The sequence below is a fragment of the Polynucleobacter aenigmaticus genome (assembly GCF_002206635.1).
In the GTDB taxonomy this organism is placed as follows: domain Bacteria; phylum Pseudomonadota; class Gammaproteobacteria; order Burkholderiales; family Burkholderiaceae; genus Polynucleobacter; species Polynucleobacter aenigmaticus.
This window is the reverse complement of the sequence record NZ_NGUO01000004.1, coordinates 143,380-155,739: the sequence shown is the minus strand read 5'-3', so window position 1 is coordinate 155,739 and position 12,360 is coordinate 143,380. Positions and strand designations below refer to the sequence as shown.

Here is a 12,360-nt window from a genome sequence, read left to right as displayed (position 1 = left end):
TCTGGTAATAAATTAAATGTGCTTAATAAAAAAGGAGAATGTTATGAGCACATTAAATGGACTGAAATTAGTTGTTAGTAAAAAGCAATTACACGCTTCCCCAATAGTTATCCGTCGCAATAAACTAATTAGCAAGTTGCACGAACAGCTTGAGTTATGTGAAGCACAACGCGAAGGTAAAACATACGCACCAGTGCGATTAAAAACTTATGTGAATAAGGCAACTGGTGAGCGTATGACAGCAGAAGTTGCAAAGAGAGTTAAAGAATGGTTTTGGGTAAGCAATGAAAATAACAAAATCAATCTTGCTGTTAAGTATGGTGCGAAAACACTAATGCTTAATAAAAAATCTAAAGCTAATGCAATTGAGTTGGCAAGTGGTGACGAGCTTATTTCTACACTTAAAGCACTTAAGGTTGCAGTTGCAAATGGAGAGTTAGACGAAGCTATTGCAGAAGTTAGTGAAGCAACAAGACTTGCATTTGGCAAATAAGTTTTACACGCCCCACATAGTTTGTATTTGGGGTGTGTAAATATAAGAAAAAATAAATACTTGTATGAAACAATTTAAGGCACAAGTTAAAGCAAGTGGTATGTATGTAGAAACAATAGTTTTTGCAAACAGCATTGTTGAGGCACAGAAAATATTGCAAGCACAGTTTGGTGCAAGTAATGTAATTAGCATTCCAACACAAATACATTGATATGCTAATTAAAGAAATCGCAACGATAAAACCACTTACGCCTCAGCAAGCTCGTATCAAGTCGCTAAAGCTACAAAAGGATAATGTGAGCAAGCAACTTAAGGCAGAGCGTGATAGACAGAAGATTGCTAAGGCACAGCAAACTATTGCAAGTGTTAAATCTTCTTAGTTTTGCTTTTACTTTCTTTGTCAATGTAAGCATAGCGTTTCTTGTCGTCCTCGTCTAACGCTAAGTCCAATAGCTGTCTGCTTTCTTCGCCTCGCAACTGTGCCATTGCTTTTACAGCATCTAAGTGCGAGTAGTGTTGCTCAATCATTGCAACACTTGTCCCCATTTGCTTAGCAAGCGTATGTATGCTTACTTTATCGTGCGTTAAGGCAAGCGTTGCATAGGTGTGACGTAGGCTATACAGCACACGCTTCTTATTTGTAATTGGCGATATTAGTAAGTTGTGTTGCTTTAAGTATTCGTCAAATAATTTACTAAAACTTGTTGGGCTTACTAACTGTGGTTTGCGATTGGGATTATTTTGTCTCTTGCTTACATACTCTCTGTAAGTAAATACCAGCTCATTACTACCACTCTTAATCATTTGCTCTAAAGTCTTGTTGTGGTTTCTTTGTGCAATGTCATTAAGTGCATACACGCTTGGTAGTCTGCCTACAGCTATGCGTTTTCCAGTTTTACCTTTTTGTATATTGAATATGAGAGTTTTACGAATAAAGTTATGCGTTATCTCTTCTCCGTGCTGGTCGTCTTCGCTTAACTCTGCTCTCATACCAGTTTTTCTATTAACTACTTCTTTGTCTAATTCAACTTGTGCCCAAGTTAGTTCAAGCAATTCTCTGCCTGGTCTTGCACCAGTATCTAATAGTGTTATCACATAATCTTTAAGTAACGCTCTTACATCTTTACTATCTGCTTTTCCTTTTTGTATCCACTCGTCAAAGTTTGCCTTAATTGCCGTAGCTTCTACTCTTGTAAATTCTGTGCGTCTTTCGCTTTTCTTACCTTTTACTTTTAACTCTGGCTTTCTACTTGCTAACAGATAGCCTTTGTAAATTGCTTCGTCCAATACTTTGCTAAGTGCGGCATTGTGCGTAAGTAGGGTGCTTCGTGTTGGCTCTGCTTTAAGTTTATTTTTTCTATACTTTTCTAATTCTTCTAATGCTCTGTAGTCAATGCTATCTACATAGTATTTGCCTAACGCTGGTATTAAGTAATTTGTGATTATTGCAATGTAGTCTTTGTAAATTGCTTTGCCATTTCCACTTGCATTTTCTTCTTTTAGTTTTTTAACTACGCTTTTTGCAACATCCTTAAAGTAGCGTGTAATAGGTGCGATGTCATTTTTCTTTCGCCACTGTGCTTCTAAGTAAAGTTCCTTTGCCACTTTCTTAGCTTTAGCTAAGTCATATTCTTTTGTGCTTGTGCGTTGCCATTGTCTGTCTATGCAATATCTACATTGCCATATAGTGCTTCGCTCTCGCAAATACACTATTAGCTCTCTATCAATAACTATGTGCGTTGTGTGTTTTCTATCACTCATTTTGCAAAATATCTCGCTAAGTCAATAGCTTACAGCGTTTGCAAACGATAGGGCAAGAAGTGTGTAGTAGGTGTGCGAAAAAGAAAAAGCGAGCTTATCGCTCGCTTCGCCTTATGCAGTGGTGGGTCGGGCGAGATTCGAACTCGCGACCAACGGATTAAAAGTCCGCTGCTCTACCGACTGAGCTACCGACCCAGTAAGACAAAGATTATAGCAAGAAGTTTGTAGATGCCCCTGGGTCTTTGGATGTCTGCCTGCGAGCCCTTGTAATTCGGAGTTTGTTAGACATTTGTTCGTCTAGCAACTGGTGGATTTTTAGAGAAATAGTCCTTAATTCCCCTCATAATCGCTTCAGCAATCCGGTCTTGGTAGGCATCATCATTGAGCCGGGCTTCCTCTTGGGGGTTGCTGATAAAGGCAGTCTCTACCAGGATGGATGGAATATCTGGGGCCTTGAGAACAGCAAAACTCGCTTGCTCAACTTTCCCTTTATGCAAAGGGGCGAAGCCACTAATTCGCTTGAGGATTGAAGTGCCTACCTGAAGTGAGTCTTTGATTTGGGCGGTTGTCGACATATCTAGCAAGAGATTGGCTACCTGCTTATCTTGGGTCTTAATATTGATTCCACCAATCAGATCAGATGCATTTTCTTTATTGGCCATCCAGCGTGCCATCGTGCTACTGGCGCCCATTTGAGATAAGGCAAAGACTGAGGCACCCTTAGCTCTGGGTTCTATAAAAGCATCTGCATGAATCGAGACAAATAAGTCCGCCTCAACTCGGCGTGCTTTTTGTACTCTAGTGTGAAGGGGTACAAAGTAATCGCCATCTCTTGTCAGAAATGGTCGCATGTAAGGATCATTCTCAATCTTGTCCCGTAAGCGTTTAGCAATCGAGAGAACCACGTGTTTTTCTTTAGAGCCCATCGCTCCAATGGCGCCTGGATCTTCGCCTCCATGTCCCGCATCAATGGCAATGGTGATGAGGCGTTTATATTTTGCTTGCGCAGGTGGCTCTTTCACATCTGGAATAGCTTGTGCTACCGGAGCCTTCGGAGCATCCTTTTCCCTTTTAGTTGCGAACTGTGCAATCAGATCAATTTCTTCATTGGCCTTATCTAAGGCGCTTTCCTTACGGGCGCTGCTCTTAACTAATTCCATTAGAGGATCTGGTGGAGTGGCAGGGTAGAGATCAAGCACCATGCGATATTGATATTCGGCAATAGGATCTAAGGTAAAAAGCTGTGGCTTTACAGGCTCCTTGAGATCAAATACCAAGCGCACCATGCCAGGTTGAAATTGCCCCACTCGAATTTGTGACACGTAGGGATCATTTGGCTTTACTTTAGCTACTAAGTCTTTGAGGGTGGAATTGAGTTCCATACCCTGTACATCGACTACTAAGCGATCAGGATTCGTGAGCAATTGCTGAGTGATGGGTAGTGCTTTATCGGACTCGAGCGTCACGCGTGTGTAGTCTTCTGCCGGCCAAATGCGGACACCCAATATCTTGGCGCCCCAGGCAATATCCATTTCGCTGAAGAAGAAGATAAACCCCAGCATCTTTGCTGAGATCGTGAGGTGTTTTCTTCTGGAGGAGTTGGTGGGCTTCTGGCTCATTACGATTGGGGGAGCAATTCTTTTAGAGCCGCCACTCCCTGATCTGAGCTTGCTTTGAGAGTGATCACTCTTTCGCACTCTGCTTCACCTGCCACTAGATGAATTTCAATATCAAACGTAGGCAGGGTGCCCTCTGCTTTTTCTGGCCACTCCACTAAACACAATCCAGTCTCATCAAAATGCTCCACAAATCCAGCCTCTTGCCACTCCAGTGGATCACGCATGCGATAAAGGTCAAAGTGATGGACAGTGATGTTGATAAATGTATTAGGTCCATCCGTCTTGATTTGAATAGGGTAAGGTTCACACAGGGTATAGGTCGGACTCTTGACCCTGCCTTCATGCCCTAAGCCTTGAATCAGATGACGAGCAAAGGTCGTTTTACCCGCACCAAGATCGCCCTCTAGGGAGATATTGAGATGGGAGCTCTGGTTTGCTTGAAAAAACTGGCGAATACTCAAGGCAAGCTGTTGAGCCAAAGCAGTAGTATCTGCTTCCTGCCTACAATGTTGGGTAAATGAATTCTGAGCCATTTGCCTAGTTTATTCAATTATTAAGCTACATTCTGTATTCCTGATGACTTCTTCCAAAACACCAAACTCTTTTGATCAGGCCAATCTCCGTGAATGGCTGGGTGAGCAGTCGAAAAAATTGGGTTTTGATGGCTTGCGCATTACTGATACCCATCTGGGTGTCGCAACTGAGCGCCTCAATACGTGGCTAGCAGAGGGGCGGCATGGTCAGATGGAGTACATGGCTAGACATGCCCAATTGCGCTCCGATCCAGGCCTGCTAGTGCCAGGTACGGTCAGGGTGATTTGTGTCACTATGAATTACCTATCCCCCGCCATCGATTTTGATGTTGAGTGGCAGCGTTTAGCAGAGCCTACTCAAGCAGTGGTATCGATGTACGCCCGTGGTCGTGACTATCACAAAGTCCTACGTAATCGTTTGCAAGAGTTTGCGCAGATCATTGAAAAGCACATTGGATCATTTGGCTATCGGGTGTTTACGGATTCAGCTCCGTTGATGGAGGTGGAACTAGCTCGTAAAGCGGGATTGGGTTGGCGAGGTAAACATACCTTGTTACTCAATCGAGAATCGGGGTCAACTTTCTTTTTGGGTGAGATCTTGGTGGATGTTCCCTTGCCTGTAGACCAGGAAGAGGAATCACACTGCGGCACTTGTCAATCTTGTATCGAGATTTGTCCTACTCAGGCTATCACTGCACCTTATGAATTGGATGCACGTCGCTGCATCTCGTATTTAACGATTGAGAACCCAGACGCTATTCCAGTGGAGTTTCGGAAAGCGATGGGCAACCGCGTGTACGGTTGCGATGACTGCCAACTCATTTGTCCCTGGAATAAGTTTGCGCAACGTACGGCCTTGCCAGACTTTGCTGAACGTCATGGTCTTGGAAAGGCGAGCCTCTTGCAACTTTGGTCTTGGACAGAAGATCAATTTGAGAAACGCCATGAGGGCAGTGCAATTCGTCGTATTGGCTACTCTCGCTGGCGCAGAAACTTAGCTGTAGCCTTAGGCAATGCCATAACTGATGAACAGGTCGCGACGGCTGACAAGGTATTGATACGCGAAGCTCTGTCTAGTGCGTTACCGATGGCTGATGTGTTGGTGGCCGAGCATATCGAGTGGGCGCTGAGTTCTTGAGGGCTTCTTAGCGAAGTTTAGCTCCAGCTCTTACAATAAGCCATGTCATCAGCCGATCAACCTTATATAGACCCTAGCGAAATCGCGCTAGCAGGTTCAGCGGCACAGCGCTTTAAAAATCGTACTGAAGCTTTTTGGGCTGGCATTCGGGATGCGGCAGGTGCGCCTGCAATGGTGCTTTTCGCGGGCATGGTGGGTTTTGGTGCGATGGGTAAAACCAATGGTATGGATGTGTGGTTTACGAGTGCCACTAGTTTTTTCATGTTCGCGCTGCCAGGACAGGTTGTTTTGTTAGAGATGGCAATCACTGGATCTTCAGCTCTCGCCATTGCGCTCGCTGTGACTTTAACTTCTACACGCTTTATCACCATGACGGTGACGCTCTTTCCGCAGTTTCACGAAAAAGATCGCAACCATGGGCTTTATGCCTCCGTTCATCTTCTAGCAATGACTGCTTGGGCCATCTCAATGCGTGAGTTTCAGACGATGGAGGCAAAGCATCGCTTGAGTTACTTCGTTGGTCTTGGTTTGTTGTGCTGGTTGATTTCAGTTCCAGGCACAATTTTGGGTTTTCTATTAGCTGGAGTAGTACCGCCAGCAATTACGCTTGGTCTGGTCTTTATCAACCCCCTATTTTTTTTACTGACCTTTACCGAGGTCAAGCCTTGGATTAATCGCATCGCAATTGGTTTGGGTTTTGTATTGGGCCCACTATTCTTTGAGTTGGATCGTGATACGAGCTTGCTGACAACTGGCCTAGTAGCAGGCACTATTGCCTATTTACTTGATCGCAAAATACTGCGTAAGAGAGCCGGGGTGATTGGTTAATGAATGCTGCTCTTCAGGGATGGGGTTTGTGGATTGCCTTAGCGGGTGCCACTCTAGGCACCTACTTTTGCCGTGCTATTGGCGTCCTGCTTGCCAAAAAAATTAATCAAGATAGCGAAATTTTTCGCTGGCTCGCTGCAGTCACTTATGCGATGGTTGCCGCATTGACTGTCAGAATGATTTTGATGCCTCTAGGCCTCTTAGCCACTGTGCCCGCCTGGATTCGGATCTTGATTTGCGTCTTGAGTATCGGCGTGATGGTGTCCAAACCAACGCGCCGTCTCGTTCCAGCCTTATTGACTGGAACCTTGCTGATGCTGGCTTATGGCGTCATTCGTTAACTAATAATCATATCCTGGTTTATAGATGGGCCGCCAAGATCTTGGCGATATGGACGGCCTCCCTTTGAGAGCCATCGGCAATCTGGTGGCGACAGCTTGTGCCATCTGCAACTACCCAACTATCTGGTGCTTTTCGAATCGCGGGCAAGAGACTGGCTTCCGCCATTTGCTTAGACACTTCAATATGCTCCACTTCGTAACCAAAGCTTCCAGCCATGCCACAACAAGAAGACTCAATGAGTTTTGGTTCCGCGTTGGGGATGAGTTTTAAGAGTTCTAGAGCTGGCGTCACAGCGGCAAACGATTTTTGATGGCAGTGACCATGAAACAGCACAGGGCGGGTAGATGGTTTGAGTTGAAGTTTAAGTCTTCCTGCTCTTGCTTCGCTAGCTAAAAACTCTTCTAGGAGTTGCGCTTGCTTACTCACACTAATCGCGCGCTCCCCAAAGCCCATCACTAATGCCTCATCCTTTAAGGTGAATAAACAAGAGGGTTCCAGACCAATGATGGGAATATCTTTTTCTGCAAAGGGAGCTAGATGGTTGACCAATTCCTCTAAGTTTGCTTTGGCCTTATCCACCATGCCGGCTGCTAGGTAAGTGCGACCACAACAAAATTCTTTAGAGCAAGTGTTTGATGTTGGGTTTGCTTCTGCAGTTTTTTTATCCAGACTCTTTTGAGGAATATGCACTCGATAACCAGCGGCCTTCAGAACTGCCAATGCCGCCTGCAAGTTTTCATCCTCAAAATAAGCATTAAAGGTGTCTGCAAGTAGCACTACTCCCTTATTACCATCTGCATCTGCAGTGCTGAGTTCTGCTGGAGTAAATTGATGTGGCGACAGTGTGCTCTGATCGCTCCAAAAGGTTTTGGCTTTCCAGATCGGTAGACTTCTTTGTGCAGAAATACCCATGAGCCATTCTTGTACTTTGGCAATTAGTGCAATGTGATTGCGAAGATTAAGCAATGCAGGCAGTCCTGGGATGCTACTGATGATGGGCGCGTACTTTGGCAGATAAGCTACAGCTAGATCGCGCATTGTGTGCCCAACCCGCTTCTTATAAGCCGACAGAAACTCGATCTTCATCTTTGCCATATCAACACCGGTAGGGCATTCACGGCGACAGGCCTTACAGCTCACGCAGAGCTCCATCACTTCTTTGATGGCATCACTTCCTAGTGGAGAAGCGGCAGATGCCTCATCGCCTTTCAGATCCAACTGATTGGAGAGGGCTAGGCGTAGGGTATTTGCGCGACCACGAGTGAGGTGCTTTTCATCGCGTGTCACGCGATAGCTGGGACACATCACTTCGGCATCAAACTTACGACAGTGACCATTGTTGTTGCACATCTCTACTGCTTTGGCTAATCCCATAGCAGGATCACCACCAGTCCCTGGTGCGCTAGTTTCCTCGGTAACGGGATTGTTCTGCACATTCCAGGCGGACCAATCTAAAGCGGGCTGGAGTGGGATGACTTTATAGTTTGGTGAAAAGCGGAAGTTGCTCACATCATCCATTTTTGGTGGGTTGATGATCTTGCCAGGATTAAACAATCCATTGGGATCAAACGCGTGTTTGATGTCTCCAAGGGCTTGGGTAATCTTAGGTCCAAATTGCCAGGAGATCCATTCGCCTCGGCAAAGCCCATCGCCATGCTCACCACTGTAAGCACCTTTGTACTTGCGAACGAGGGCTGAAGCTTCCTCAGCTACCGCACGCATCTTCTGGGCGCCATCACGACGCATATCCAAAATAGGGCGCACATGCAAAGTTCCAACAGAGGCATGCGCGTACCAAGTACCGCGTGATCCGTATTTAGAAAATACGTCCGTCAATGCCTGGGTATATTCAGCAAGACTCTCCAGTGGAACAGCGCAATCTTCAATAAAGCTCACTGGCTTGCCATCACCCTTGAGGCTCATCATGATGTTCAAACCGGCCTTACGCACTTCCCATAAATTCTTTTGCAGCTTAGCATCAGGCATGGCAACAACCGTACCTGGAAGACCAAGGTCACCCATCAGGATTTGCAAAGACTTTATTTTCTCGAGCAAAGGCGCATGTGACTCACCCGAAAACTCCACCAGCAAAATTGCCTCTGGCGTCTGAGTGTTTGCATCAATCAGTGCAGTTTCAATTGTTTTCTTAAAGCTAGGGTTGTGGCGCGCTAAATCAATCATGGTGCGATCAACTAATTCAACGGCGGTAGGTCCCAGCTTGACGATGTGCTGCGCGCTATCCATGGCCTTAAAGAAACTCGCAAAGTTCACCACCCCAAGAACTTTGTGTTGCGGCAATGGTGCCAGCTTGAGTTCCAGTGATTTGAAATAAGCTAATGTGCCTTCGCTACCCACTAAGAGGTGCGCTAAATTGACGCTGCCATCTTGCGTGTAGGGGAGCTCACTTTGAGGATGAAAGACATCCAAGTTATATCCAGCAACACGACGCAATACTTTTGGGAAGTGGGCTTCGATTTCAGGTTGGAGTTTGTTGGCGAGACCTTTGACAAAATCACCCAACTGTTTTGCAGCGCCAGAGCTATGGGCATAATTTCCAAAACTGGCTACTTGACCATTTGCGAGCCATGCATCAATACCTAAAACGTTGTGCACCATATTGCCGTAAGCAATTGAGCGACTGCCGCAAGAGTTGTTACCGGCCATGCCGCCAATCGTCGCTTGCCCGGCAGTAGATACGTCAACTGGATACCAGAGACCATGGGGTTTGAGTGCGGCATTGAGATGATCCAAGACCATCCCTGGCTCAACAATTGCCGTAGCTTTCTCTAGGTCTGTATGCAAGAGCTTGCGAAAGTATTTGGTGTTATCGATCACGAGTGCTGTGCCAGTGGTCTGACCACATTGGCTGGTGCCGCCGCCACGAGGCAACACTGGAATGCCTAAGTCAGCGGCAATCTGAATGGCTGCCGCAATATCATCAGCCGTTTTAGGTACCAAGACCGCTACAGGCATAGCTTGATAAATAGATGCATCCGTTGCGTAGCGCCCGCGACTGGCAATATCGGTCATCACCTCACCAGAGGTTTCTTGTTTAAGGCGCTTAGCTAACTCCGCCTTATTGGCAACGAATTCTGGAATGGGTAAATCAAGTGGCTTATTCATGCCGCAGCTTTCTCTCTAGATTCTGAGTCAACTAATTGAATGACGACATCACGCTTATTCATAACGTGCTGAATCATGACTTTGCGCATGCGTGCGCTGTCACGCGCTTTTAATGCTTCAAGCATTTCCTGATGTTCACCTACAGCCTTTTCCCATTTCACGCCATCTTGATTGGATCGGAAGCGCAGCGCTTCGATACGGGCGTTTACTTGAGTAAATAGTTGGCTTAAGACTGGGTTGTTGGCTGCTTGATTAATGGCTCGATGAATGTTGAGGTTTAAGCGGTAATAGCTGGATAAATCTCTGCGTGCATAGGAAGCCATCATCTCGTACTGAAGAGCTTCTAGCTCAGTGAGCGCTTGGTCGCTAATGTTTTGGGCTGCCAGCTCTCCAGAGTAGCCCTCTAAATTCGCAATCACATCAAAGGTGTGAATGATGTCGTCGCGAGTGAGTTGTACGGCGATTGCGCCACGATTGGCAATGAGCTCTACCAAGCCATCGGCAGCCAAGCGACGGATGGCTTCCCGAATGGGGGTGCGCGACACGTGGAGTTGTTCTGCCAGTTCGCGCTCATTGAGTTTGCTGCCAGGAGTAATCACGCCTTCTACTAATAAAGACCGTAGCTTCTGGAATGTTGCTTCATGCAAATTTTGGGTATTTGCTGGTGCTGTGAGCATCATATGGAATGCCTAAATTTTGTATACATATTTACTATAACTCATGAATAGGCATAAATAACGCTATAAATGGCTTATTTTTCACTTGAAAGAGAAATATTTTGCATACAAAATTGTAAATTGCCAAAAAGTGCCTTACACTGGCTCGCAAGATTAACTACTAAAAACAAGCGAGACTAAGCATGCTAAAACTTGATAATCACCTCTCAGGCCGTCATTTCTTACACATTCCTGGCCCAAGCCCGGTGCCATCACGCATCTTGCGGGCTATTAGTTATCAAACGATTGACCATCGTGGTCCTGAGTTCGGAGAATTTGGCCTCAAAGTGTTGGATGGCATTAAGAAGATTTTTAAGACCGAGCAGCCTGTCATTATTTATTCCGCTTCCGGGACAGGCTCTTGGGAAGGCGCTTTAGTTAACGTGCTTAATACTGGCGACAAGGTTCTCTTTTATGAAACTGGCCACTTTGCAAACCTCTGGCGTGCTTTGGCCAAAAGGATTGGTATTGAAGTTGAGGTCGTTGGTAAGGCTGGACAAGATACCTGGCGTTGGGGTGTGGACGCATCGGTGATTGAAGAGCGCTTACGCAAAGATACCCAGCATGAAATTAAAGCAGTGTGTGTGGTTCATAACGAAACCTCCACCGGCATGACATCCAATATTGCTGCGGTTCGCAAGGCGATTGATGATGCCAAGCATCCAGCCTTATTGCTGGTAGATAGCGTGTCTGGCTTAGGTTCAGCAGATTATTGCCATGACACTTGGGGTGCTGATGTCACCGTATCTGGATCGCAAAAAGGTTTGATGTTGCCTCCTGGAATTGGTTTTAATGCTTTGTCCCCTAAAGCAATTGAAGCTAGCAAGCGCAGCACGATTCCAAAAGCGTATCTGGCTTGGGATGAGATCTTAGAGTCCAACAAAACAGGTTATTGGCCGACTACCCCCAGCACCAATTTGATGTACGGCTTGCATGAGGCGATCGACATGATGCAGACCGAGGGTCTGGATACGATTTTTGCCCGCCATCAGCGCTTGGCAGAGGCTTGTCGTCGCGCAGTAGCTGCCTGGGGTCTTGAGAACCAATGTTTAGACGCAACGGCCTACTCGCCAGTCCTTACTGCCATTGTTGTTCCTGAGGGCATGGATGCGGATGTCTTACGTAAACATGCCTTGGAAAAGTTCAATCTTTCCCTTGGAACGGGCTTAGGCAAGCTCAAAGGCAAGATTTTCCGTATTGGCCACCTGGGCGATTGCAATGAATTAAGCCTCATGGCTGCCTTAAGCGGGGTAGAGATGAGTTTGGGTGCGATGGGCTATAAACCCAAGGCAAGTGGCGTAGTTGCGGCTCAGGACTATCTAAAGTAAGGCTGGGTCGTCAGACTCAACCTATAATTCACTATATATATCAATAGCATTAGAGACAGAGAGATTAATCATGTTGGCAACTAAACCTTATTTAACCCAGGCTGATGTTCAAAAGATTTTGGACGCAGCGGATAAGCATGCGGCAACCAATAATTGGGCGGTAACGATTGCCGTTTGTGATGACGGTGGCCATCTATTAGGTTTAACCCGTCGCGATGGTTGCGCTCCTGTCTCTGCTTATATTGCCCAAGAAAAAGCGCGCACTGCTGCAATGGGTAAACGCGAGAGCCGTGTTTATGAAGAGATTATTAATAATGGACGTATCTCCTTTTTATCTGCCCCACATATTTCGGGCATGTTGGAGGGTGGCGTCAATATCGAGGTAAATGGGTTTACCATCGGCGCAGTCGGCGTTTCCGGCGTTAAATCAACCGAGGATGCTGAAACTGCTAAAGCCGGCATTGCGGCCATCCTGTAAG

General features: G+C 46.1%; 12 protein-coding genes and 1 tRNA gene. 7 read left to right on the top strand and 6 right to left on the bottom strand.

Annotated elements, in window-relative coordinates; translation table 11 throughout:
* Positions 1-43: 43 nt before the first annotated feature.
* Both CBI30_RS03295 and CBI30_RS11155 read left to right on the top strand, forming a co-directional pair.
* Positions 44-493 carry a DUF6641 family protein gene (locus tag CBI30_RS03295; RefSeq protein WP_071538953.1) on the top strand — a complete coding sequence of 150 codons (450 nt, stop codon included), beginning with the start codon at positions 44-46 and terminating at the stop codon, positions 491-493.
* A 64-nt stretch (positions 494-557) separates the two neighbouring features.
* The gene (locus CBI30_RS11155) at positions 558-704 is read left to right on the top strand and encodes a hypothetical protein (RefSeq protein ID WP_169711244.1); all 147 of its coding nucleotides are present in this window, start codon (positions 558-560) and stop codon (positions 702-704) included.
* A 155-nt stretch (positions 705-859) separates the two neighbouring features.
* On the opposite strand, the gene CBI30_RS03290 is transcribed toward CBI30_RS11155, so the two are convergent.
* The 4 genes from CBI30_RS03290 to tsaE form a co-directional block, all read right to left on the bottom strand.
* A complete protein-coding gene (locus tag CBI30_RS03290) occupies positions 860-2,254 on the bottom strand; it encodes a tyrosine-type recombinase/integrase (RefSeq protein ID WP_071538954.1) in 1,395 nt (464 codons plus the stop codon).
* Between the two features lie 119 nt (positions 2,255-2,373).
* Positions 2,374-2,449, bottom strand: a tRNA-Lys gene (locus CBI30_RS03285).
* 86 nt (positions 2,450-2,535) lie between these two features.
* Positions 2,536-3,873, bottom strand: a complete 1,338-nt coding sequence (locus CBI30_RS03280; protein ID WP_088526902.1) for an N-acetylmuramoyl-L-alanine amidase — start codon at positions 3,871-3,873, stop codon at positions 2,536-2,538.
* Positions 3,873-4,406, bottom strand: coding sequence for a tRNA (adenosine(37)-N6)-threonylcarbamoyltransferase complex ATPase subunit type 1 TsaE (gene tsaE / locus CBI30_RS03275; protein ID WP_088526901.1), 534 nt, complete (start codon positions 4,404-4,406; stop codon positions 3,873-3,875). The genes CBI30_RS03280 and tsaE overlap by 1 nt, the downstream gene beginning before the upstream one ends.
* 43 nt (positions 4,407-4,449) lie before the next feature.
* Between tsaE and queG the strand changes: the two genes are divergently transcribed.
* The 3 genes from queG to CBI30_RS03260 are packed head-to-tail and all read left to right on the top strand — an operon-like array spanning position 4,450 to position 6,713.
* Positions 4,450-5,544, top strand: coding sequence for a tRNA epoxyqueuosine(34) reductase QueG (queG, locus tag CBI30_RS03270; protein ID WP_088526900.1), 1,095 nt, complete (start codon positions 4,450-4,452; stop codon positions 5,542-5,544).
* 42 nt (positions 5,545-5,586) lie between these two features.
* Positions 5,587-6,372, top strand: coding sequence for an AzlC family ABC transporter permease (locus CBI30_RS03265; protein WP_088526899.1), 786 nt, complete (start codon positions 5,587-5,589; stop codon positions 6,370-6,372).
* Positions 6,372-6,713, top strand: coding sequence for an AzlD domain-containing protein (locus CBI30_RS03260; RefSeq protein ID WP_088526898.1), 342 nt, complete (start codon positions 6,372-6,374; stop codon positions 6,711-6,713). The genes CBI30_RS03265 and CBI30_RS03260 overlap by 1 nt, the downstream gene beginning before the upstream one ends.
* A gap of 19 nt (positions 6,714-6,732) precedes the next feature.
* Here the strand turns inward: CBI30_RS03260 and CBI30_RS03255 are convergent, their stop codons facing one another.
* Complete coding sequence (locus CBI30_RS03255) at positions 6,733-9,837, bottom strand: FAD-binding and (Fe-S)-binding domain-containing protein (RefSeq protein WP_088526897.1); 3,105 nt, start codon at positions 9,835-9,837, stop codon at positions 6,733-6,735.
* Positions 9,834-10,517 (bottom strand): GntR family transcriptional regulator, encoded by a 684-nt coding sequence (locus tag CBI30_RS03250; RefSeq protein ID WP_088526896.1) that lies wholly within the window; start codon positions 10,515-10,517, stop codon positions 9,834-9,836. The genes CBI30_RS03255 and CBI30_RS03250 overlap by 4 nt, the downstream gene beginning before the upstream one ends.
* Before the next feature lie 179 nt (positions 10,518-10,696).
* Between CBI30_RS03250 and CBI30_RS03245 the strand changes: the two genes are divergently transcribed.
* Positions 10,697-11,881, top strand: coding sequence for a pyridoxal-phosphate-dependent aminotransferase family protein (locus CBI30_RS03245; RefSeq protein ID WP_088526895.1), 1,185 nt, complete (start codon positions 10,697-10,699; stop codon positions 11,879-11,881).
* 73 nt (positions 11,882-11,954) lie between these two features.
* Positions 11,955-12,359 (top strand): GlcG/HbpS family heme-binding protein, encoded by a 405-nt coding sequence (locus tag CBI30_RS03240; RefSeq protein ID WP_206075557.1) that lies wholly within the window; start codon positions 11,955-11,957, stop codon positions 12,357-12,359.
* The last annotated feature ends 1 nt before the right edge of the window (position 12,360 follow it).

Coding starts and splice junctions, on each gene's coding strand:
- CBI30_RS11155 (WP_169711244.1), top strand. CDS start 558: ATGAAACAATTTAAGGCACAAGTTAAAGCAAGTGGTATGTATGTAGAA.
- tsaE (WP_088526901.1), bottom strand. CDS start 4,406: ATGGCTCAGAATTCATTTACCCAACATTGTAGGCAGGAAGCAGATACT.
- CBI30_RS03250 (WP_088526896.1), bottom strand. CDS start 10,517: ATGATGCTCACAGCACCAGCAAATACCCAAAATTTGCATGAAGCAACA.
- CBI30_RS03255 (WP_088526897.1), bottom strand. CDS start 9,837: ATGAATAAGCCACTTGATTTACCCATTCCAGAATTCGTTGCCAATAAG.
- CBI30_RS03260 (WP_088526898.1), top strand. CDS start 6,372: ATGAATGCTGCTCTTCAGGGATGGGGTTTGTGGATTGCCTTAGCGGGT.
- CBI30_RS03265 (WP_088526899.1), top strand. CDS start 5,587: ATGTCATCAGCCGATCAACCTTATATAGACCCTAGCGAAATCGCGCTA.
- CBI30_RS03295 (WP_071538953.1), top strand. CDS start 44: ATGAGCACATTAAATGGACTGAAATTAGTTGTTAGTAAAAAGCAATTA.
- CBI30_RS03245 (WP_088526895.1), top strand. CDS start 10,697: ATGCTAAAACTTGATAATCACCTCTCAGGCCGTCATTTCTTACACATT.
- CBI30_RS03280 (WP_088526902.1), bottom strand. CDS start 3,873: ATGAGCCAGAAGCCCACCAACTCCTCCAGAAGAAAACACCTCACGATC.
- queG (WP_088526900.1), top strand. CDS start 4,450: ATGACTTCTTCCAAAACACCAAACTCTTTTGATCAGGCCAATCTCCGT.
- CBI30_RS03290 (WP_071538954.1), bottom strand. CDS start 2,254: ATGAGTGATAGAAAACACACAACGCACATAGTTATTGATAGAGAGCTA.